The sequence below is a fragment of the Rhizobium sp. Root1212 genome, assembly GCF_001424985.1.
Lineage (GTDB): Bacteria > Pseudomonadota > Alphaproteobacteria > Rhizobiales > Rhizobiaceae > Pararhizobium.
The window spans coordinates 12,919-34,936 of record NZ_LMDA01000005.1 but is presented as its reverse complement, the minus strand read 5'-3'; the positions used below and the strand labels follow the sequence as shown (position 1 = coordinate 34,936).

General features: G+C 64.4%; 20 protein-coding genes. 8 read left to right on the top strand and 12 right to left on the bottom strand.

Annotated features, from left to right (window positions below; translation table 11 throughout):
• Window positions 1-42: 42 nt before the first annotated feature.
• The 9 genes from ASC86_RS09060 to ASC86_RS09020 all read right to left on the bottom strand — a co-directional run bounded on the left by ASC86_RS09060 (window position 43) and on the right by ASC86_RS09020 (window position 11,169).
• Window positions 43-828, bottom strand: coding sequence for a dipeptide/oligopeptide/nickel ABC transporter ATP-binding protein (locus ASC86_RS09060; RefSeq protein ID WP_056319464.1), 786 nt, complete (start codon window positions 826-828; stop codon window positions 43-45).
• On the bottom strand, window positions 825-1,778 hold the full coding sequence (locus tag ASC86_RS09055; RefSeq protein ID WP_056319462.1) for an ABC transporter ATP-binding protein: 954 nt from the start codon (window positions 1,776-1,778) through the stop codon (window positions 825-827). The genes ASC86_RS09060 and ASC86_RS09055 overlap by 4 nt, the downstream gene beginning before the upstream one ends.
• Entirely contained in the window at window positions 1,765-2,604 is an 840-nt protein-coding gene (locus ASC86_RS09050; protein WP_056319460.1) for an ABC transporter permease, read from the bottom strand. Before ASC86_RS09050 ends, ASC86_RS09055 begins: the two co-directional genes overlap by 14 nt.
• Window positions 2,601-3,623: an ABC transporter permease gene (locus tag ASC86_RS09045; RefSeq protein ID WP_056319457.1), complete on the bottom strand. Its 1,023-nt coding sequence runs from the start codon at window positions 3,621-3,623 to the stop codon at window positions 2,601-2,603. Before ASC86_RS09045 ends, ASC86_RS09050 begins: the two co-directional genes overlap by 4 nt.
• Window positions 3,624-3,926: 303 nt before the next feature.
• Complete coding sequence (locus tag ASC86_RS09040) at window positions 3,927-5,489, bottom strand: ABC transporter substrate-binding protein (RefSeq protein WP_056319455.1); 1,563 nt, start codon at window positions 5,487-5,489, stop codon at window positions 3,927-3,929.
• A 31-nt stretch (window positions 5,490-5,520) separates the two neighbouring features.
• On the bottom strand, window positions 5,521-6,645 hold the full coding sequence (locus ASC86_RS09035) for a DUF917 domain-containing protein (protein ID WP_056319452.1): 1,125 nt from the start codon (window positions 6,643-6,645) through the stop codon (window positions 5,521-5,523).
• On the bottom strand, window positions 6,642-8,186 hold the full coding sequence (locus ASC86_RS09030) for a hydantoinase/oxoprolinase family protein (protein ID WP_200943792.1): 1,545 nt from the start codon (window positions 8,184-8,186) through the stop codon (window positions 6,642-6,644). The genes ASC86_RS09035 and ASC86_RS09030 overlap by 4 nt, the downstream gene beginning before the upstream one ends.
• Before the next feature lie 3 nt (window positions 8,187-8,189).
• The gene (locus ASC86_RS09025; RefSeq protein ID WP_162244987.1) at window positions 8,190-8,693 is read right to left on the bottom strand and encodes an Lrp/AsnC family transcriptional regulator; all 504 of its coding nucleotides are present in this window, start codon (window positions 8,691-8,693) and stop codon (window positions 8,190-8,192) included.
• 289 nt (window positions 8,694-8,982) lie between these two features.
• Window positions 8,983-11,169: a malate synthase G gene (locus ASC86_RS09020; protein ID WP_056319448.1), complete on the bottom strand. Its 2,187-nt coding sequence runs from the start codon at window positions 11,167-11,169 to the stop codon at window positions 8,983-8,985.
• Between the two features lie 96 nt (window positions 11,170-11,265).
• Here ASC86_RS09020 and ASC86_RS25640 point away from each other — a divergent pair, with 96 nt between their 5' ends.
• Both ASC86_RS25640 and ASC86_RS09010 read left to right on the top strand, forming a co-directional pair.
• Complete coding sequence (locus tag ASC86_RS25640; RefSeq protein WP_162244986.1) at window positions 11,266-11,526, top strand: hypothetical protein; 261 nt, start codon at window positions 11,266-11,268, stop codon at window positions 11,524-11,526.
• Window positions 11,523-12,455: a TIM barrel protein gene (locus ASC86_RS09010; protein ID WP_056319441.1), complete on the top strand. Its 933-nt coding sequence runs from the start codon at window positions 11,523-11,525 to the stop codon at window positions 12,453-12,455. The genes ASC86_RS25640 and ASC86_RS09010 overlap by 4 nt, the downstream gene beginning before the upstream one ends.
• A gap of 201 nt (window positions 12,456-12,656) precedes the next feature.
• Here the strand turns inward: ASC86_RS09010 and ASC86_RS09005 are convergent, their stop codons facing one another.
• Both ASC86_RS09005 and ASC86_RS09000 read right to left on the bottom strand, forming a co-directional pair.
• On the bottom strand, window positions 12,657-13,364 hold the full coding sequence (locus ASC86_RS09005; RefSeq protein WP_082509980.1) for a GntR family transcriptional regulator: 708 nt from the start codon (window positions 13,362-13,364) through the stop codon (window positions 12,657-12,659).
• A 282-nt stretch (window positions 13,365-13,646) separates the two neighbouring features.
• Entirely contained in the window at window positions 13,647-14,396 is a 750-nt protein-coding gene (locus tag ASC86_RS09000; protein WP_156386964.1) for an aspartate/glutamate racemase family protein, read from the bottom strand.
• 472 nt (window positions 14,397-14,868) lie between these two features.
• Between ASC86_RS09000 and ASC86_RS08995 the strand changes: the two genes are divergently transcribed.
• The 6 genes from ASC86_RS08995 to ASC86_RS08970 are packed head-to-tail and all read left to right on the top strand — an operon-like array spanning window position 14,869 to window position 21,291.
• On the top strand, window positions 14,869-16,434 hold the full coding sequence (locus ASC86_RS08995; RefSeq protein WP_056319437.1) for an ABC transporter substrate-binding protein: 1,566 nt from the start codon (window positions 14,869-14,871) through the stop codon (window positions 16,432-16,434).
• Window positions 16,435-16,446: 12 nt separating this feature from the next.
• Complete coding sequence (locus ASC86_RS08990) at window positions 16,447-17,490, top strand: ABC transporter permease (RefSeq protein ID WP_056319435.1); 1,044 nt, start codon at window positions 16,447-16,449, stop codon at window positions 17,488-17,490.
• Window positions 17,487-18,344: an ABC transporter permease gene (locus ASC86_RS08985; protein ID WP_056319431.1), complete on the top strand. Its 858-nt coding sequence runs from the start codon at window positions 17,487-17,489 to the stop codon at window positions 18,342-18,344. Before ASC86_RS08990 ends, ASC86_RS08985 begins: the two co-directional genes overlap by 4 nt.
• A 31-nt stretch (window positions 18,345-18,375) precedes the next feature.
• Window positions 18,376-19,362: an ABC transporter ATP-binding protein gene (locus ASC86_RS08980; RefSeq protein ID WP_056319626.1), complete on the top strand. Its 987-nt coding sequence runs from the start codon at window positions 18,376-18,378 to the stop codon at window positions 19,360-19,362.
• 3 nt (window positions 19,363-19,365) lie between these two features.
• Window positions 19,366-20,178, top strand: a complete 813-nt coding sequence (locus ASC86_RS08975) for an ATP-binding cassette domain-containing protein (RefSeq protein WP_056319429.1) — start codon at window positions 19,366-19,368, stop codon at window positions 20,176-20,178.
• Window positions 20,179-20,199: 21 nt separating this feature from the next.
• A complete protein-coding gene (locus ASC86_RS08970; RefSeq protein WP_056319426.1) occupies window positions 20,200-21,291 on the top strand; it encodes a sugar phosphate isomerase/epimerase family protein in 1,092 nt (363 codons plus the stop codon).
• A gap of 46 nt (window positions 21,292-21,337) precedes the next feature.
• On the opposite strand, the gene ASC86_RS08965 is transcribed toward ASC86_RS08970, so the two are convergent.
• On the bottom strand, window positions 21,338-21,865 hold the full coding sequence (locus tag ASC86_RS08965; protein WP_056319424.1) for a 2-oxo-4-hydroxy-4-carboxy-5-ureidoimidazoline decarboxylase: 528 nt from the start codon (window positions 21,863-21,865) through the stop codon (window positions 21,338-21,340).
• Window positions 21,866-22,018 lie beyond the last annotated feature (153 nt).

Below are 22,018 nucleotides of genomic sequence, written 5' to 3'. Positions count from 1 at the left end.
CGGCGGGCGTTCACTCGATCCAGCACTCGCCACCGCCGGGATTTAGGCTCCAGCGACCGCCTTGCGGCCGAAGGAAAGCAGTTCGCGAGTATAGTCTTCGGCCGGAGCGCGGGTCACATCCTCGGTCCTGCCGAACTCGATCACGTCGCCACGGCGCATGACGAGCAGCGTGTCGGAGATATGGGCGACGACCTTCAGGTTATGGGTGACGAACACCATCGACAGGGCGCGGCTTTCCTTCAGGTCGGAGAGAAGGTTGAGAATCTGGGCTTGTACCGAAACGTCGAGCGCCGAGGTCGGCTCGTCGAGGATGAGCAGGCTGGGTTCCAGCGCCAGCGCGCGGGCGATCGCCACGCGCTGCGCCTGGCCGCCGGACAGTTCTCGCGCACGGCGATCGAGGAAGTCAGCCGGCAGGCCGCAGTCTGACAGCAGGCCGGTGATTTTTTCGCGCATGGCCGGGCTTTGGGGCCCGCCCGCCGCCAGCATCGGTTCGGCCAGGATTTCGGCGATCGTCAGCCGCGGGCTGAGAGACAGGAACGGGTTTTGCGAGACGACGCCGATCTTCTGACGCGCCCGGCGCAACGCATCGCCCTTCAGCGCCAGCCAGTCCCGGCCTTCGAGTTCGATGGCGCCGCTTTCCACCGGCAGCAGCCGCAGGATGGCGCGCAGCAGGCTGGTTTTGCCCGAGCCGCTTTCCCCGACGATACCAAGCGTTTCGCCCTTGGCGAGCTGGAAGCTTGCGCCATTGACCGCAGGTTTCGGGCGGGGGGAGAACAGGCCGCCGCGATAGCGGATGACGAGATTGTCGACGCTCAGTACCGAACTCATCGCGTGCCCTCCGGCAGATGGCACAGCCAGCGGCGGCCGTCGTTGCCGCGCTCCGGCGGCGGTTCGGCCGCGCAGACCGGCATGGCCTGCGGACAGCGCGGCGCAAACGCGCAGCCGGCGATGGTCGAGCGTGGGGCGGGGATGGAGCCCTCGATGGCCGAAAGCCGTGCGGCATGGGGAGCCGCGTCCGGCAAGGCCGCAAGCAGCGCGCGGGTATAGGGATGGCCAGGACGCTGCAACACATCGTCGACCGGGCCGGTTTCGATGGAGCGGCCGGCATAGAGCACGGTGGCGCGGTCGCAGGCTTCGGCGATGACATCCATGTCGTGGGTGATCATCAGCACGGTCAGGCCGCGCTCGGCCACAAGCTTGCGCAACAGCGCGAGAACCTGCGCGCCGACCGAGACGTCGAGCGCCGTGGTTGGTTCGTCGGCGATCAGGAAATCGGCGCCGGTCGCTAAGGCTTGGGCGATGACCACGCGTTGCTGCATGCCGCCGGAAAGCTGGTGCGGATAGCTGCGCAGCACCCGTTCGGGATCTGGCAGACCGGTTGCGGCGAGCAGGCCGGCGGCTTCCGCACGGCGCGCACGGCGGGGCATGTCGCGATGGGCGCGGATCACGTCGTCCATCTGGCTTGCGATGCTGAGCACCGGATTGAGGGCGGCGGCAGGGTCCTGCGAGATCAGGCCGATCCGCCGGCCGCGCAGGCGAACGGCGTTTTCCCGCAGGTCTTCGCCGTCGAAATGGAAACGGTCGGCTTGAATGCGCGCACCCTTCGGCACGAGGCCGAGCGCCGCCATGCCGGTCATGGTCTTGCCGCAGCCGGATTCGCCGATGACGCCGTGGATTTCGCCACGCTCGATATCGAGGCTGACGGCGCGAACGGCGTGGACGTCGCCATCCGGCGTCGGAATGCTGACGGAGAGGTTTTTGATCTCAAGCAGAGGCACGGGATGCACCTCCCTTGCGGTCGCGCAGCGCATCGCCGAGCACGCTGAAGGCCAGGGCGATGATGAAGATCGTCATGCCCGGCATCGCCGAATACCACCAGCGGGCCGGGAAGAATTTGCGGCCGGCATCGACCATCTGGCCCCAGTCGGCAGTCGGCGGCAGGATGCCGAGGCCGAGGAAGGAGAGGGCGGCGGCGGTGAGAAGCGCCGGCCCGACATCGAGCGCCGCCTGTACGGTCAGCGGCCGTCCCGTGGCCGGCAGGATGTGGCGGATGATGATACGCGGGTGCGAGACGCCGGAGAGACGTGCAGCCTCGACATAAGGTTGCCCGCGCAGCACCAGCACCTCGGCGCGGGCAAGCCGCGCATACCACGGCCACCAGGTCACGGCGACGGCGATGATGCTGTTGAGGAAACCGGGTCCGAGGGCGGCGGCCATCAGCACGGCGAGCAGCAACGCCGGAAAGGCGAGGAAGACATCGGTGCCGCGCATCAGCGCCTCGTCGATCCAGCCGCCGAAATAGCCGGCGGCGAGCCCGACCGGCAGGCCGATCAGCAGCGAGAAGGCGACGATCAAGAGCCCGTTAGTCAGCGAGACGCGGGTGCCGTAGATGATGCGGCTCAGGATGTCGCGGCCGAGATGGTCGGTGCCAAGCCAGTAGCTGGCCGAGGGCGGCTGCAGCTTGGCGATGACGTTCGGCGCACCGGCGCCCTGCAAGGGGTAGGGCGCGATCCACGGCGCGAGAATGGCGACCAGCACGAAGAGGGTGACGATCGCAAGCGCGATGCTGCCGGGGATGCCGAGGCGGTGAACGAGTTTCTTCATGACAGCGCCACCCGCGGGTCGACCAGGGCCTGGGCAATGTCGATCAGGAGGTTCATCACGACATAGCAGATCGTCACCACCATGGTCACGGCGGCGATGACGGGGAAATCCTTGGCGAGAATGGCCTCGGAGACATAGCGGCCGAGACCCGGCCAGGCGAAGATAATCTCGACCAGCACCGCGCCGGTCAGGGCATAGGCAAAGGAAAGACCGATCACCGTCAGCGCCGGCCCCATGGCATTCGGCAGCGCATGGCCGAACAGGATGCGCGGCTCGGATAGGCCGAGCGCGCGGGCGGCGACGATATGGCGGCGTTCGAGAATTTCGATCATCGCCGAGCGCGTCAGCCGCATGGCGACGCCGGCGGGATAGGAGGCGAGCGTCAGGGCCGGCAGGATCAGATGGGCGAGCGCATCGCCGAAAACATCGAACCGTCCGGCAAGGATCGCATCGATGAGATTGAAGCCGGTGATCATCTGCAAGGGGGCGGAAATGGCAATTTCCCGCGACAGGCGCCCGGACAGCGGCAGGATGCCGAGCCATTGGGCGAAGACGAGTTGCAGGATCATCGCGAGGAAGAAGGTCGGCATGGCGACGGCTGCAATCGAGCCGAAGCTTCCCAGCCTGTCCGCCCATCGTCCTTGGTGTGCGGCGGCGACGACACCGAGCGGAATGCCGATCAGGAGCGCAAGGCCGGTGGAGAACACCGCAAGCTCCAGCGTGGCGGGAAGATAGGCGCGCAAATCTTCGGCGATCAGGCGGCGTGACTTGTAGGAAATGCCGAAATCGCCGGAGGCCATGGCGGTGGCGAAAGTGGCGAAACGGGCCTGAAGCGGCGCGTCGAGATTAAGCTCCTGACGCGCCTTTTCGATCTGTTCGGCCGTGGGGCGCGGGCCGGCATAGAGCGCTGCCGGGTCCGAGGGAACGACCTGTGCTACGACGAAGACCAGAAAGGTCACGCCCACCACTACGAAGGCGGAAAGCAGCATGCGGCGCAGGATGTAGCGGAGGAGTTCCATCAGCAGGACCGCCGGTTGGGGGAGGGGTTTCCGCAAACTCTGTGCGCGGCGTGAGCACCCCCCTCCGTCAGCTCCGCTGACATCTCCCCCTCAAGGGGGGAGATCGGGAGCGAGAGGCCAACCCCAGCCGATCTCCCCCCTTGAGGGGGAGATGCCCGACAGGGCAGAGGGGGGTGATGCGGCAACTTCCGAACCCGCCAATAGACCCCCTCATCCGGCGCTGCGCGCCACCTTCTCCCCGTGAGGGAGAAGGGAAGGCCGGAGGCCGGGGTGACGTGAGGGAGAAACATCATCGGCTCTGTCTTACCGGCTCAGTTCGTTGACGAAGGTGATATGCCCGTAGGCCGGATTATCCTTATACCCCTTGATGTCGGCGCGAATGATATGGACATTCGGCTGGTCGAGCATGAACACGGCGGCCGCGTCCTCGATCACCTTGCGCTGCGCTTCCCTGAACAGGGTTTCAGCGCGGGGGCGGTCGGTGCCGGAAAGCTTTGCCGCTTCGTCGATCTTCGCGTCTACGTCCGCGTTCGAATAGTAACCGAGGTTGAAGTTCGGCTTTTCTTCGCTGTGGAACAGGTTGAAGAGATAATCGTAAGGGGTGACGAAGGTCGGCCACCAGAACATGACGAAGATGTCCTGCGCGGCTTCCGGGTTCGACTTTGCGAGCTGCCACTGGGCTTCCCAGGCCATCGGCTGCAGCGTCAGCGTGATGCCGAGCGTTTCCAGATTGGCCTTCCAGAGTTCGCCGGCAACCGCCTCGATCGCCTGCGACGAGGAATAGGTCATCGTCAGTTCGAGGCCGGACTCGATGCCTTCTTCGGCCAGCAGGGCCTTTGCGGCTTCGAGATCGGTCTTCGGAACCGGCGCGTCTGCATCGTGGCCCCAGATGCCGGCCGGGATGACGCCCTTGGCGCGAGTGCCGAAACCGCTGGTGCCGGCGGCGATCACGTCGTCATAGGGGAAGGCGAGCGAGAGGGCCTGGCGCACCTTCACCTTGTCGAGCGGCTTGCGCTTGACGTTGTAGAGGCCAAACAGGGTTTCGAAGGAAGGATTGACCACGACATTGAGGTCGGGATTGGACTTCAACGCTTCTAGGTTTTCGTAGGGCAGGCTGTAGGTCCAGTCGGCCTGGCCGCTTTCGATCATGTTCTGGGCGAGGGTCGAATCCTCGGTGATCTCGAAGGAGACGGTCTTGAAGCCGTTTTCCGGCACCTTGCCCCAATAGCCGTCGGCGCGGTCGAGAACCGCGCGCTGGCCGGGCTCGTAGCGGGTGATCTTGAACGGACCGGTGCCGCCGTCATTGCCGGCGTTGAACCAGGCATTGTCCTTGTCCAGCACCGAAGGGGCATAGATCCAGGCGGCGAAGCCGGCGGATGCGATCAGATCGAGCGGCTGCGGTTCGGAAAGCTGGAACACCACCTTAAGCGGCTCCGGCGTTTCGATGGAGGTCACCGGACCCCAGATGAAGGAAGCACCGCCGCCGATCTTCTTGGTGCGCTCGATCGAGCCCTTGACGGCTTCCGACGTGAGCGGGCTGCCGTCATGGAACTTGACGCCATCGCGCAGGGTGAAGGTCCAGGTCTTGCCGTCGGCGCTGACGTCCCAGCCGGTGGCGAGCAGAGGCTCGATCTTGGCCTCAGACGTTTCGGTTGCCGGGATGTAGCGGGCAAGGCCCTCATACACGTTGGCGAGCACCGCGCCGTCATTGGAAAACGAGGTTGCGGGGTCGAGATCGGGGAAGCTGGTCGGGCAGGCGAGGGTGAAAATGCTGCCGGTGCCTTCCGCCATGGCGAAATTCCAGCGGGTGGCGGCAGTGGCAAGCGCAGCGAGCGCTGTCGTCTTTAGAAAATTGCGGCGATTCATGTTCGTTCTCCCATGGAGGTTGGACGGGCGCTCAGGCGCCTTCTTCTGTATAGTAAGGGACGGCGGGCGCATCGGCGCTGATGCCCATCGGCACGAAATCGAAATCATAGCCGAAAGCGCGGGGGCCAACGGATTCCAGCGCGATCTCGCTGCGCAGCAGCACCGGCGCCGGCATGGAGAGCACATCGATGCGCAGGCCGTAACGCAGTTCTTCCGTGCCGATGGCGCGGCCGGTTTCGGAATCGACGATGCAGATCAGGTCCGGGACCATGGTAATGATCTTTTCGCCTTCGCGGGCGATCAGGTATTCGTTCTGGATTTCGATGGCGATCGAGCGGCCGGCATCCTCATCGAGCCCGGCAACCGTCAGCGTGCCGCGGTTGAAGCCGGCCGAGATGCGGCGGGCGATGTCGGTGACCTTGCCGCGCATCAGCCTCACGCCGCCGGATTGCTTGAGGATCGCCTCGACCGGGTCTTCCTTGGCGGCGCGGGCGTTGATGACCGCATCGCCGAGGCTCCAGGCCTGGCTGGTCGTGTGTGGCACGCCGAAGCGGCGCACGAACTCGCCGGACATCGGCGCGGTCGTCATCAGTGCCGTGCAGCCCATGGCGATGGTGCTGGCGCGCATGAGCTTTTCCAGCATTTTCGGCGTGGTCGCCTCGGTGATGATCAGCACGTTGCCGTCGGCATCCGCAAGGCCGGCTGGCTTCACGGCCTGGCCGTGGATGAAGAAGGTGGTCATCTGCACTTCCGGGAAAGCGCGGCCCATGCCGTCGGCATCCACCACCGGCAGATCGACCATGGCCGCCGTCAGCATCGGCGCGATGCCGTTGCCGCCGCCCACTTCGTCACCCAGAACCGCATCGACCTTGCGGCCCATGTGATGTTCCAGCGCCTGCATCAGGCGTACGCCTTCGGCGCCCTCGGCGATCTTCTCGATGCCAACGGTCGGGGCGCCGATGCCGCCAAGGCCGATAATCTGCGCATCCGGCGCCATGTCGGCCGGGCGCACCATACGGATGCGCTTGCCCTCACGCAGCAGCGCCTTGGCGCGCAGCGCACCATGATAGGTGCTGCCGCCGCCGCCGGTGCCGAGAATGCCGCAGCCGATGGCGATGCGGTCGATATCCGTTTCGGTGAGCGTCCAGTATTTCATGCCCGCAATTCTCCAATCACTTTCGCGGCGACGCGAACGGCATTGCCCGGCAGATAGGCCAGGGGCGTTTCTTCGATTTCGGCAAGGGCGATCGTCGATGCATCGGCGCCGGCTTCGACCGCGCGGGCGCGGGCTTCGGCAACGATGCCTTCCAGCGCGATCTCGCGGGTGGTGCCCTCAAGCGAGACGACGCTGTCGACCTCGCCGGAAACCTGGGCGATGGCGGCCCCGATCGCATTGGCGGAGCCGAAATGATCTGGCTTCAGCGAAACGGAGGTGCCTTCGAGCAGTGCGTCCACCAGCACAGAGCCGCCGCCGACCAGAATGGCCGGGATCGGCTCGGCGCTCGGCTTCATGCGGTCGAGCACGGTTTCGATACTGGCCTTCATCTGCGCCAGCATCTGGCGGGCAAATTCGGGGGTGATGTGGGATAGGCGGCTGCGGTCGCCGAGATCGACGAGGCCGGCGGCAACGGCGATGTCGGTCGCCGTCAGCGTATCGCCGCCGAAGCAGATCGCCTTTTCCGGCAGGCGGAAGCCGACCGAGTCAGGACCAACCGTCGGCTTCTCACCCGGCCGCACGATGCTGCCGCCGCCGAGGCCGAAGGAATAGACATCCGGCACGCGAAAATTGGTCGGCACGCCGCCGATGGCCGCCCCTTCGCTACGGGTGCGGGGGAAGCCGGCTACCAGCATGCCGATGTCGGTGGTGGTGCCGCCGATATCGATGACGGCGGCATCGCTGAGCCCAGTGAGGAAGGCCGCACCCCGCATCGAGTTGGTCGGGCCGGAAGCGATGGTGAAGACCGGATAGCGCTCGGAAAAATCCGCCGCCATCAGCGTGCCATCGTTCTGGGTGAGGTAAAGCGGGCAGGTGAGGCCAAGCGCCGCAAAGGCCGAGCGGAAGGCTCCGACCGTCTCATGGCCAAGCTTGTGCAGGCTGGCATTGAGGATCGTCGCATTTTCACGCGGTAGAAGGCCGGTGCGGCCGACCCGGTGTGACAGGCTGATCGCGGCCTCCGGCATTTCCTCGGCAACGATGTCGGCCGCCTCGTTTTCCATGCGCGGATCGACCAGCGCGAAAACGGAGCAGATGGCGATGGACGAGATGCCGCGGGCACGCCAGTCGCGGCAGGCGGCGCGGATCGCCGGGCCATCGAGCGGGGCGATTTCCGAGCCGTCATAATTCACGCCGCCATCGACGAGGACAGCACCGCCGTCGACGATGTCGCGCAGGTTGTCCGGCCAGTCGATCAGCGGCGGCAGCGAGCGGGTCGAGGCACCGCAGAGACGCAGGATACCGACCTTTTCCAGATGCCGGCCTTCGACGACGGCATTGAGAAAGTGGGTGGTACCGATCATCACGGCATTGACCGCGCCGGCTGCAATGCCGGCTTCCGCGAGAACCGCGCGGATCGCCGTGCCGACGCCCGAGGTCACATCCGCCGTGGTCGACGATTTGACCGTCGCCAGAACCTTCGAGCCGTCGAGCAACGCCGCATCCGTATTGGTGCCGCCGACATCCACCCCAATGCGCAGCATGGGTTATCCTTTCTTCTTGCCGCCGAGGTCCGTGCCGCGGTTGAGCGCGGTCGTTCTCGTGCCGAAAACCTTGTAAAGCCTGAGCACGACCGAACTCGTCACACGCTTGACGCCCGGCAGCTTGCCCAGTTCCTGGTCGATGAATTCGAAAAGCGCCGCATGATCGGCGACGAACAGCGAGGCGCTGAGATTGGCCGAACCGCTGGTGGCGGCGAGGTAGCCGATCTCGTCATATTCGGCGAGCTGTATGGCCACCTCCTCCAGCTTGCCGGGCTCGACCTCGATGATCAGCTCGACCTGCACGTCGCGGCCGAGCGCCACCGGATCGGGGATGGCGCCGATGACGATCATCTTGGCCTGCAGCAGCCCGGCGATGCGATTGCGGATCGTGCGCTCCGAAACGCTGCCGATCCGGCCGGCGATTTCTGCCGCCGACAGGCGTCCGTCTTCGGTGAGATAACCGATGATCTCGCGATCCAGATCGTCGATGATGTAGCGCTGGGACATAAGCGGTTCCATTTCGGCCTGATATCCCGGAGTAAATTTCCGAAACGGAATTATGTCAACAATATTTCAGCCATATCGGGGAAATTTTTCCGAAAGTGTCCCGGAATTGGCTCTTTGGGAGAGGTTTGTTGCCGAAACGGCATTCGGCGACGTGGAAGTGGCGCGTGTCCCTCAGTCCCCGTTGGCCCCCAGCACGGTCTCAAGACCATCCAAACAAAACAAAACCCGCAGGTTTCCCTGCGGGTTTTGGCGTCATGGTTCGCTTTTCGAGCGGGCCGATCCTATGATCTCAGTCCTTGCGCGCCTTGGCTTCGCGACGACGGGCGTGGAGGATGGCTTCGGTGTAGCCGTTGGGCTGCGAGCGGCCCTTGAACACCAGATCCTCGGCTGCCTTGAAGGCTGGACCGTCGAAGGCAGGGGCCATCGGTTGGTAGGTCTTGTCTCCGGCATTCTGGCGGTCCACCAGCTCGGCCATGCGGCGCATGGCGTCGCGCACCTGGGTCTCGCTGACGAGGCCGTGCAGCAGCCAGTTGGCGACGTGCTGGCTGGAGATACGCAGCGTCGCGCGGTCTTCCATCAACCGGATGTCGTGGATATCCGGAACCGTCGAGCAGCCGACGCCTTGATCGACCCAGCGCACGACATAGCCCAGAATACCCTGGAGATTGTTTTCCAGTTCTTCGGCGATCTCGGCGGCCGAATAGGTGCGGGTGGCGAGCGGCAGGGTCAGCAGGCCTTCCAGCGTGCCGGGGCGGGCGTGGCCCTTCAAGCCCCTCTGGACGGCCGACACGTCGACGGCGTGGTAGTGCAGCGCATGTAAGGTTGCCGCGGTCGGCGAGGGCACCCAGGCGACGGTTGCGCCGGCGCGCGGCTGGCCGATCTTTTCCGACACCAGGTCCGCCATGCGGTCGAGTGCGGTCCACATGCCCTTGCCGATCTGGGCGCGGCCCGGCAGGTTGCGGGCGATGCCGATATCGACATTGTTGTTTTCATAGGCCTTGATCCAGGCGGTCTGCTTCATTTCCCCCTTGCGCACCACCGGGCCCGCTTCCATGGCGGTGTGGATCTCGTCGCCGGTACGGTCGAGGAAGCCGGTGTTGATGAAGAAGGTGCGGTCGCGCACGCGCGACAGGCAACCGGCGAGGTTGAGCGAGGTGCGGCGCTCCTCGTCCATGGTGCCGATCTTCATCGTGTACTTGGGAAGGCCGACCAGTTCCTCGATACGCTTGAACAGGAGGTCGGAAAGGCCGACTTCGTCCGAACCGTGCATCTTCGGCTTGACGACATAGATCGAGCCGGTGCGGCTGTTGCGCACGGCGTTGTCGCCGCGGATATCCTGTACGGCGCTGGCGACGGTGATGGCGCAATCGAGGATCGCTTCCGGCACCTCATCGCCGTTTTCATCGAGCACGGCATCGGTAAACATATGGTGGCCGACATTGCGCACCAGCATCAGCGAGCGGCCGTGCAGCGTCAGTTCGGCGCCGGCGGGCGTCGTGTAGCTGCGGTCGCCGGTCAGCTTTCGCTCGACCTTGGTGCCGTTCTTGTCGATCTGGGCGGTGAGCGTGCCGCTCATCAGGCCGAGCCAGTTGCGATAGGCGGCAACCTTGTCTTCCGCATCGACGGCGGCCACGGCGTCTTCCAGGTCCATGATGGTCGAGAGGGCGGATTCGAGGATCACGTCGGAAATGCCGGCCTTGTCGGCCTTGCCGACGGCGCTTTCCGCATCGATGACGATCTCGATATGGAGATTGTTGTTGACGAGCAGGATCGCGGTCGGGGCATGCCGCGGTCCGCGGAAGCCGGCGAGCTTGGCGGGGTTGCTGAGGCCGTAACGGCCACCGTTTTCGGAGATCGCCAGCAGTCGGCCGCGTTCGATCAGATAGCCGGTCGCATCACCATGGCTCATGCCGTCGAGCGGCGCGGTCTCATCGAGGAAGGCGCGTACGCGGGCGGCAACCGCAGCGACGCGGACGGGGTTAAGGCCGGCGTCGTCGCGGGCGCCGTCCGTTTCCGGTATGACATCGGTGCCATAGAGCGCGTCGTAGAGCGAGCGCCAGCGGGCATTGGCGGCGTTCAGCGCATAGCGGGCGTTGGAGAGCGGCACGACCAGCTGCGGGCCGGCGAGCGTGCCGATCTCGGCATCGACGTTCTTGGTCGCGACCTGATAGGCATCCGGCGCCGGCGGGTCGCGCAGATAGTCGATCTCGCGCAGGAAAGCCTCGTAGGCTGCGGCGTCATGCGGCTTGCCCTTGTTCTGGCGGTGCCAGGCGTCGATCTTTTCCTGCAACTGGTCGCGGATGGCGAGCAACTCGCGGTGTTTGGGCGAAAGATCGCGGATGATCGAGGCAAGCTCCTGCCAGAACGGGCCGGCGTCGAGCCGGGCGCTGGGCAACACTTCCTTTTCGACGAAGGCATGCAGCAATGGGTGGACGGCAAGGCCCGCGACACGAGTGTAGCTATCGGGAACAGTCACGGAAGGAACTCCTCTGGTGGTTTCGGATGTCACGGTTCTGGCGCCCGTGGCGGGGCTGGCATGCGTCCGTGCACCACGGTTGGCGGGCACCTGTATATGGCCGATGTCATCGCAGATTTTGTATACATTGACAACATAATCTCGATACAAGATAGTATCCAAAAAGCCGGAGACGAGATGCCTTTGCATCCGGCCTTCGAGATCGGGGAGGGGAGTGAAATGAGAATGCCGACCTGGAACGCCGATGCCACCGCCCCCTTCGGCTACGCAAAATCGATTGACGCCATCCGGAAGAGCACTGCGCATCTGCCTGCACCTTGCGCCGACCTCGATATTCCCCTTGAGGCCGCAGCATGATCGGGATCGTCAAGAACACACTGCCCGGCGGGCGGGAGATGAACGCGCTGCACACCCTGAAGGCAGCTTCCGAGCGGGGCTTGCAGGGCGTGCTGTTCAACACGCTGACCGACATCAGCGCGACCCTCGATCCGGCTGAGATGCAGGCCGTGCGCGCCGAGGCCGACCGGCTGGGCGTGCGCCTCTCGGCCAATCTCGGTTTCCTCAATCCCGCTTTGCCGTTCCGCTGCCAGCCGATCGTCGATGCCGGCAACGGCGATCTTGAAGCCGGCCTGCGCCGCCTGATCGGACTTGCCGCCGATGCCGGCATTCACGACCTGATGTTCGTCGTCGGCATGATCGAGGAGCGTTTCCGCTCCGACGTCTTCTGGCAGGCGCAGTGCGATGCTGTAGCCGCGCTGGTGTCGCGTGTCGCGCCGCTGCTGCGCGAGCGCCGTTCACGGCTGCTCATCAAGACCCATGAGGAAATCACCACGGCGGAAATCCTTGAGATCATCCGCAAAACCGGGCCTGATCTGCTCGGCGTCGCCTATGATCCGGTCAATGTCGTCTGCCGCATGGAAGACCCGGTCGCGGCCGCCCGGCGCGTCGCGCCCTATACGGCGCAACTCCACATCGACGATGCGGTCTTGCGCTTTCAAGACGGTGGTATCCGCAGGTTTCTCGCGCCGGTTGGCGAAGGGCTCGTCGACTGGGATGCGATCTTCGCTCTGATGCCGACGGCTTTCCGCTGGGTGGAAACCCATATCGGGCAGTTTGCCATGCCGGTGTTCGATCCGGAATGGCTGCGCGCCCAGCCCGGCATCGCTGTCGAGGAGTTCGCCTCGGTGCTCGCCATGGCGACCGCATTCGGTGATCGCGATATCCCCTGGGACCAGACGAAGCCTGCCGACAGGCTGCCGCAGACCTTTGAAAAGCTTTTGAAATGACCGATCTATACGGCCGCGCCGGCCGTGCAGGCCTTCCTCCCAGACCTTCCCGGCATACCCCTCTGCCGGGAGGGCAGCTTGTCCGGAGCGTTTCATCGGCGCATTGAACGGTGAAACGCTCCGGAGTTTCTTTCAGCGGCCAAGGGCACTCGACAGCATCAGCCACGGACCACCCTGTTCCCGCCGCCCGAGGAGCGTCCATCAGGCGTAGCGTGAGAGGATTTCACTCAGGTTGCGCTCCGTCTTCTTCCGCTGGCCGATATTGGCGCGGTCGAACACCTGTCCCAGATGCTTGACGATGGCATTGGCAGCCGCTTGCGGGTTACGGGCGCGCAGCGCATCGAGCACTTCGGCGTGCTCGTCGACGCTGCAGTCCGGCTCCTGATGGGTGCTGTGCTGGGCCAGGATCAGCGAGGTGCGGGAAATCAGCGATTTCAGGAAACCGGCCAGCACCTCGTTGCCGCTCATGCGCGCGGCAAGCAGATGGAACTCGCCGGAAAGCAGGATGGCGCGGGCATGGTCGTGGCCGTCCACCTTGTGCTCGTCTTCCAGATGCTGCTGCAGCATCTGGATCTGCTTGTCCGTGATTATCGAGGCCAGCTTGTGAAAGATTTCGCGCTCGATGGCGTTGCGGGCCTCGAACACCTGGCGGGCTTCTTCCGGCGTGGTCGAGGCGACGAAGGCGCCCCGGTTCTGGCGGAACTCGACCAGGGATTCGGTGTGAAGCCGGTTGAGGGCGGCCCGGACGATGGTGCGGCTCACGGAAAACAGCGTGCCGATGGTCTCCTCGCTCAGCTTGGTGCCGGGCATCAGTTCCTGGGCAAGGATCGCCTGAAAGAGGGCATTGTAGACCGCATCGATCCTGGAGCCGCTCTTTTCGTCCGGATCGTGGGCGTTGGGTTTGTTCATCGTCGCATATCCTGCTGCGGCACGGTTACCGTGACTTTTTCTCTTTCCTCAATTGCCTTGGCCCATTCGGAAAGACAAGAAAAATACGATGACGCAGAGTTGTAGTCCGTTCAAGCATGGGAAAATCGTGTCCATTCGCCAGAAAACCGTCGTCGGACCGCCCGCATCCGCAGTCTTGCGCCCTCTGTTTGCCCCGCAGAGACAGCAAAAACGGCGCGCGGTGAAGTTGAACTATGAAATGGGCGGATGACCTCGTGAAATGTGATCGGGAGGGTGTGCCTCTCAATGCGCATTGCCTGACGAGGGCGACAGAAGCCCCGGATCGGAAAGCACCTTGCGCAGCCGTTCCGACAGGCCCTTCGTCCTTCCCGGCGGCCGGATGGCGGTTGCCGTGCGCGCGTCCTGCGCGAGCCGGATGGCCTTGCGTACTGCGATCCGGTGCGGATCGAGAATGGGGGCGGGGCATGCCCGGATGATGTCCGGCAGGATCGGGATCAGCCCCGCGCCGCCGACGACCAGCCGGGCAGCACCCTTTTCGCCTGCCACGCGGGCGAGCGTTGCGGCGAGGACGCCGGCATCCTCCTGGTCATCGTCGATCGCATGGATGCCGGCGACGCGGCTTTCGAGCCCGAGCTGGCGGACCAACTCGCCCAGCATGTCGCACCATACCTCGCCGCGCGTAGCCACGAGAAAGCGGCCCTCCTCGGCCGCGGCGGCAAAAAGTCCGGCCTCGGCAAAGCCGACGGAGGGCAGGCCGGTCATTTCCCGGATCGCTTCGAGAGCAGGGTCGCCGAAGCAGGCGAGCACGATGGCGTCGGGATTGTCCTCCCCGGTGATCGCATCGGCGGCGGCATCGAGCACCGCATGTCCGGCAATCGCGACCGCCGAGCGCGACGACAGGTAATGAAAGCCGAACCGGGCAGTCACGGTCCTCACGGTGGCGCCGCCTCCCGCTTCTTCCTTCACCAGCGCGTCGATGACACCGGAAACCTGTGGGGATGTGTTCGGATTGATGACAAGCAGGCGCACCATGAGAACCTCGAAGGCAAGACCGAACGGCAATGCGGGGGCCGGATAGGACCCGGATCGATGGAACCCGCCGTTGCCACATCTTTCACCGGACTGTAACGTATCATATGTGATCGCAATTTGTATCCAATATGTCAAGGCGCTAACGGTATTGATGGTCTCGATATCTTCGGGGTGCCGATTGGCGCAGGGTAGAGTGGCTTTATGCCTGGTTGTGGCGTGCGTTTCGTTGGCTCATCGTCAGGCGCAGCCGTTCTCTTGGGATATCCGGTTCGTCGGTACCCCGAATTTTTGCCATCTTTTTCGCGGCCGGTGTGCGATAGCCCGCAAATGCCGGGCTTTCGGAAAGAGGGGTTTTCGCGACGGAGGCCATTGTCTGGCCGTCAAATTTATGTATACATTATGCGATAATATTTGATACAGATACATCAAATCTTACGTGGTCAACGCGATTTCACGGACGGGAGGAACGGAAGTGAGCAGCATCGTTTCGCAAAGCGGCAAGCGCCGCCATGTAGCGCGCATGATCGGCGCGCTTTCTCTTGCGCTGGCTTGTGGGGTCGCGGGCTCGTCCGCCCTGGCCGCAGACCGCGCTCACACGATCATCGTGGGCCTCGGCGGCCAGATCAACACATTGGACCCGCTGCGCGCGGACTATAACCAGACCAATACGATCGCCAGCGCCCTCTACGATACGCTGGTCACCTATGACGGCTCCAAGCTGACGGCTTGGCTTGCCGCCGAGTACGCCTATTCGGATGACGCCAAGTCGATCACGATGACCCTGAAGCCGGGTGTGAAATTCCACGACGGCACGGCACTCACCGCCAAGGATGTCGCCTTCACGCTGGACCGGCTGAAGAAGCTCGGGACCGGCGTCGCCTCCTTCGTCAACGGCTACGATTCGACCACCGTCACCGACGATACCCATCTGACGATCAACCTGACGAAGCCGAATACGCTGTTCCTGCCGTCGCTCAGCAAGATCTACATCCTGAATTCGGCTCTTGTGACCGCCAATGCCGGCGGCGACGACGGCCAGGCCTGGCTGCAGTCCCACGATGCCGGCAGCGGTCCTTTCATGCTGGGCGACCAGTCGCAGGCCGTGGTCATCGATCTCTTCAAGGATTACTGGGCGCCGGAAGCCGGTCGCCCCGAATCGATCGTCTTCCGCCGCATTGACGAAAGCGCGACGCGCCGTGACGAACTGCTGGCCGGAAACATCGACGTCGGCTTCTCCATCGCCGACCGCGACGCTGCCGGCATGGGCACGAACCCGGACCTGAAGGTCGTGCCGATCAATGCCAGCTATCAGGCCGATATCCTCTTCAACACCAGCACCGGGCCGACCGCCGATCCCAAGGTGCGCAAGGCGCTGCGCATGGTCTATGACTATGCAGGCGGCCTGCGCGGCATTCGCGGTAGCAACGGCAAGATCGCCAACGGCCCGCTGCCGGCGCGCCTCGATTGCCGCCCCGATCTGCCGGAGGTCAAGCAAGACCTTGAGGCGGCCAAGGCGCTGCTGGCGGAAGCCGGCGCAACCGGTATGAAGTTCAAGATGAGCTTCCAGCCGGTGTTCGAACTGCAGAAGCAGGAAGCGACGCTGTTCCAGTCCAACATGCGCGAGGCCGGCATCGAGCTGGAGCTGGAGCCGATCGCCTTCCCTAACTATCTGGCGGCGCTGAAGGACACGGCGACGATCCCGCAGATGATGCTGCTCGAAGACTTCGCCCAGGTACCGGATTCGGGCATCGTCCTGACCAAGGGCTATCGCTCGGATGCGGTCGGCACCAACCGCGTCGGCTACAAGAACCCCGAGGTCGACAAGCTGCTCGACGAAGCGCTTGCCACGGTCGACGATGCCAAGCGCTGCGAACTCTATAAGCAGGTGCAGGTCATCCTCGATAAGGACTCGGTGATGGTCGATATGTACGGCGTCTACAAGCCGGCCGTTTACCGTCTCGGCACGCTGGCCGATCTCAATGCCAGCATGCTGGTGCCGCCGGCCGAACCGGCCGATTTCCGGCTTGCAAATCCGTAAGGAGCAAGTGTCATGACGGGACTGCGTGTCTATTCCTGGTTCCTGCTGCGGCGCCTCGGCCTCGCAGCCCTGACCCTCTGGGGGCTGGCGTCGCTGGTTTTCCTGATGGTCAAGCTGATGCCCGGCGACGAGGCGCAGATGGCCGCGGGTGCCGATGCGTCCGCCGTCCAGATCGAGGCGGTGCGCGAACGGCTGGGGCTCGATGCCCCGGTTATCATGCAGTATCTCGGCTTTCTCGGCCGTATCCTGAGGGGTGATTTCGGAACCTCGAACGTCACGCTGCAGCCGGTGTTGAGCGATCTCTCGGTGGTGCTTCCCAGCACCTTCGAGCTGGTGTTCTTCGCCATGGTGATCAATCTCACGCTTGCGATCCCGACCGGTATCGTTGCAGCTTATCGTTCCGGCCGCACCTTCGATACCATCTGCCGGATCGCGGCGGTGACGCTCGGCGGCATGCCGGCCTTCTGGCTGGCGCTGGTGCTGCAATATGTGCTGGGCAGCCTCTGGCGCGTCGTGCCGATTTCGGGGCAGGCCTCGTTCGGCATGGCTGCACCGGTCGTCACCGGTGCGCCGACGCTCGATGCTGTTGTCGCCGGCAATGGCGCAGCCTTCATCGATGCGCTGCATCACCTGATCCTGCCGGCCGCGGTTTTGGCGATCCTATTCTCGACCCAGATTTTCCGGGCTCTGCGCACCGGTCTGCTGGGCGTGCTGAAAAGCGATTTCATCATGGCCGTCCGCGCCAAGGGCGCGTCGTCGAGCCGCATGCTGGTGCGTCATGCGCTGCCGAACAGCCTCAATCCGGTGCTGACGCTTTCGGGCACGCAGGCCGGGGCGATGATCGGCTCGGCCGTGCTGGTCGAAACCGTTTTCGCCCGCAAGGGCATCGGCGCCTATATGTTCAATGCGGTGGCGCAGAAGGATACGTTCGCGGTGCTCGGCTCGGTGATGTTCATCGGCGCGGTCGTCTGCATCATGAACCTTTTGGTCGATATCGCCCAGCTGCTGGTCGATCCGCGCATCCGCTCGGCCCAATTCGGAGGAAGCAGGGCATGACGACCGTATCGGCCATGTCAGGGGCTCCGCGCCGTCGCCGGCTCGCGCTTTCACCTTTCGATACCGCCGTGATCGTGCTGGTCTGCGTGCTGCTGCTGGCGGCCGTCTTCGGACCGTTCTTCGCCCCCGATAGCATCTACACGTCTGACATCGCCAACTCGCTGATGCCGCCGAGCGCCGCCAACTGGTTCGGCACCGACGATCAGGGACGCGATGTCTTCTGGCGTCTCGTTGCCGGCGCGCGCACGACGCTGCTGTCGTCCTTCCTCGTCGTGACGCTCTATTCGCTGATCGGCGTCACCATCGCCACCGTTGCGGCTGCAGGTCCGCGCTGGCTTGACGAGGCGCTGATGCGCCTTACTGATATCGGCCTTGCCCTGCCCAGCATGATCGTGGCGCTCGGCTTTGCCGCCGCCATGGGGCCGAGCCTGAAATCGGCGATCATCGCCATGGCGATCACCGGCTGGCCGACCACCGCCCGCCTGCTGCGCGGCATCATGCGCCAGACGATGGAATCGCAGTTCGTCGCCGGCGCACAGGTTCTCGGCGTGTCGCGCTGGCGGCTGATGACCAAGCATGTGCTGCCGAATTCGCTCGACGTGCTCATCGTCAAATGGGCCGGCGACATCGGTAACACTGTTCTCGTTCTCGCAAGCCTCTCCTTCATTGGCGTCGGCGCCCAGCCGCCGAGCCCCGAATGGGGCGCGACCATCGCCGGTGCCCGCGGTTATGTCTCGACTGCCTGGTGGACCGTGGTCATGCCGGGTGCCGCCGTCGCCATCACCTCCATCGCGTTCGGCCTGCTTGGCGATATCATCCAGGTCCGCCGCGATCCGTCGCTCGGGGGGAATTGAGGCGATGGATTTTCGTCAGGAAGGTTCGGTCATGTTCCCATCGAAAACGCAAAAGCCGCTTGTCGAGGTCCGCGGCCTCAGCGTCGACATGCCCTTGGCCGGCGGCAAGGACGGCCTCAGAATCGTCGACAATATCGATTTCTCGATTGCGGTCGGCGAGCGGGTCGCCCTCGTCGGCGAGTCCGGTTCCGGCAAGTCGGTGACCGCCCGCGCCGTGATGCGGCTCGATCCGGTAGCCCGGCTTTCCGGCAAGATCGATTTCGAGGGCCGGGACCTGCTGACCCTCTCCGAAAAAGAGATGCGGCACTATCGCGGCAGCTCCATCGCCATGGTGTTTCAGGACCCGATGAGCTTCCTCGATCCGCTGATGACCATCGGCGATCAGGTGGCCGAGACGCTGCGCATCCGCGGCATCGGCCGGGTGGAGGCGCGCAAGCGGGCGCTTTCGGTGCTCGACGAACTCGGCGTCGACCGCGCCGCCGAACGGCTCGGTTCCTATCCGCATGAATTCTCCGGCGGCATGCGCCAGCGCGTCGTGCTCGCGATGGCGCTGGTCGGCGAACCCAAGCTGTTGATCGCCGACGAGCCGACCACGGCGCTCGACGTGCGCGTTCAGGATCAGGTCCTCGACCTCTTGGACGACGTTTCGACGCGCCGCGGCCTTGCGGTGCTTTTCATCACCCACGATCTCGGCGTCGTCGCCGGTTTTGCCGAGCGCGTCATGGTCATGTACTCCGGCCGTATCGTCGAGGATGGCGACGTCCATGCGGTGTTCAAGGACCCGAAGCATCCCTATACGCGCGGCCTGATCCGGGCCGTGCCCCGCATCGATCAGGATCTGGAAGAGCTTTACGCCATTCCCGGCGCCCCGCCGGCGCCGATGGCGCGGCCGGCCGGCTGTCCTTTCAACCCGCGCTGCAGCGATGCCTTTGACCGTTGCCGGGCCGAGTTGCCGGCGGTGCTGCCGGTTACCGGCGAGCGGGTCGCCTGCCACCTGCACGACCGCAAGGGAGCCTGAGCCATGCTGCTGACGGTCGACCGCATCAACAAATCCTATTCCTCCTTCCCCAATCCGCCGGTGCAGGTGCTGCACGACGTTTCGTTTTCACTGGCGCCGGGACAGGCGCTCGGACTGGTCGGTGAATCCGGCTCCGGCAAATCGACCATCGCCAAATGCCTGATGGCGCTTGCTGCCCCGGAAAGCGGCTCGATCCTCTATGACGGAATGGATGTTTCCAAGGCGCGGGGCGCGGAACTGCTGCGTTTCCGCCGCGAAGTGCAAATGGTCTTCCAGGACCCCTATGGCAGCCTCAACCCGCGCATGAGCGTGGAAGAGCTGATCGGCGAGGGGCTTCTGGTTCACAAGTTGGAGCCGACGGCCGCGCGCCGCCGCGAGCGGGTGGCGGAGATCATGCGCACCGTCGGCCTCAACCCCGATGACATGGTGCGCTTCCCCCGTTCGTTCTCCGGCGGGCAGAGGCAGCGTATCGCGATCGCGCGGGCGCTGGTCATCGGGCCGCGCATTCTCGTCTGCGACGAACCCGTCGCGGCCCTCGACGTTTCGGTGCAGGCGCAGGTGATCAACCTGTTGCGCGACATGCAGCGCAAGCTCGGCCTCGCCATCGTCTTCATCGCCCACGATCTCGCGGTCGTGCGCCATCTCTGCGACAGCATCGTCGTGCTGCACAAGGGCAGGGTGGTGGAAGCAGGCCCTCGCGCCGACATCTTCGAGCGCCCGCGGGAAGCCTATACGCAGGCGCTGCTGGCGGCCGTGCCCGTGCCCGATCCCGAGATCGGCCGCGCCCGCCGCGAGCGGCGTCACGTTTTGACCTGACATTGCAAGGAGACATATTCGATGCGTATTGGTGTCGACGGCCGCAAAATCCCGGAGGCCGCGAAACGCGGTCCCGTCGCCAGTTTCGATCACGGCAAGGAACTCGGTATGGAAGGGCTCTTCTTCCGCACCGTGCTCGATATCAGCCCGACGCTGGATATCGGCACCCTGAAGGAGATCAAGGCCCGCGCCGATGAACTCGGCATGTACATGGAAGCCGGCCTCGGCAAGGTGAACCCCTATGCCACCCCGGAAGCGCCCGAGCTGCGCATGGTCGGCAATGGCGACATCCTGCTCGGCTTCCGCCGGATGATGGAAGCCTGCGCCGCCATCGATTGCCGCGAACTGTGGGTCGCCACGGCCAATTACAAGCCGGCCTTCGTCGGCCGTTTCGCCTATGACCGGTTCCGCACCGACGTCACCTGGGCCGAACAGCTGGAGGCCACCGCCCGCTTCCTGAAGAAGCTTTCGCCGATCGCCCGCGATCTCGGCATCCACCTCAATCTCGAAACCCACGAGGAGATCACGTCGTTCGAGCTGGTGCGGCTCGTCGAAGAGGTCGGGCCGGATACGACCGGCATCGTCTTCGATACCGCAAACGTGCTGCAGCGCGGCGAGCATCCGGTCTGGTCGGCAAAACGTGTCGCGCCTTATGTGCGCCAGACCCATATCAAGGATGCGCTGATCGCCTATGATGGTGCGGTGCTCGATTTTCAGATGCGCCCCTGCGGCGCGGGTGTCGTCGATTTCCGCCAGATCCTGCCGATCCTCGCCGCGGCCAACCCGACGATGAACCTGACGATCGAGAACTACGAGTCCTTTACCGACCGGCCGCGCACGCCGCCGAAGATGGTGATCGAGATCGCCGATCCGAAATGGCTCGAAGGCCATCCCGATCTGACGCCGGAGGAATATGCCGCCTATATCGAGATGGTGCAGGCCTATGGCCGCCGCATCGCGGCGGGCGAGATCATGGACCGCGCCACCTACGCGGCCTGGGCGCAGGCGAATTTCCACTATGACGAGACGGTGCAGTACATCCAGCAAAGTGCGGCGCATGTCCGCTCGATCTGCGAGGAACTTGGCCTGCCGCTGGAGAAGAAGGCGGCGTAGTGCTTTTCCCTCGGAGTACGTCTGGTTCGGATTGAGCCGGCCGTAATTACAGGAAACGTGCCTTGACCAGAATCTCTGCCAACTGCTCGACTTCCGCGAAGGTGCTCTTCAACTCGGCCTCGTAGCTGTCGAGAATGCGCTTTTCGAACGAGGCGATCAGGGATGCGGTCGTGTACTTGCGCACGGCGAAGATCACGTCGAAGCCGAATTTCTCGGTATAGCGGGACAGCAGTTCCAGAAGCCGCGCCTGTTGGCCGGCCGTCATGGCGCGAAGCCCGGAGGACTGGCTTTCGTCCGCGACGATCTCGGCCGTCTTCACGGCCGGATCGAGCGGGGTATAGGCCTTCAGCACCTCCATCCGCTCGGTGTCGCTGGCGGCGCGGAACTGATCACGCAGCGCGGCAAAGATGCTGCCGGCATCCTCGAGCGGCACGACGGCGGCGTCGAAGGCGCGGCCGGCGATCGAGTCGCCGTTGCGGAAACAGGTTCCGAAGGCCTCGACGAAGCCCACCCGGTCGAAGGCGGGCGCTTGCGACGCCGTACCGACGCCCTGTGTAACCTGATGTCCTGACATGATGTCTCCTTCCTCGGTTACGGCCCGCACGGCCGACCGGTTTTTCCGCGGCTTTCACCGTGATGCACTTCACTCCTAAGAGAGCTGCGGATCGTGGTATGCCACAACAGCCAACTCAAGCTTGTCGCCATTTATGTATACGAAACTACCAGT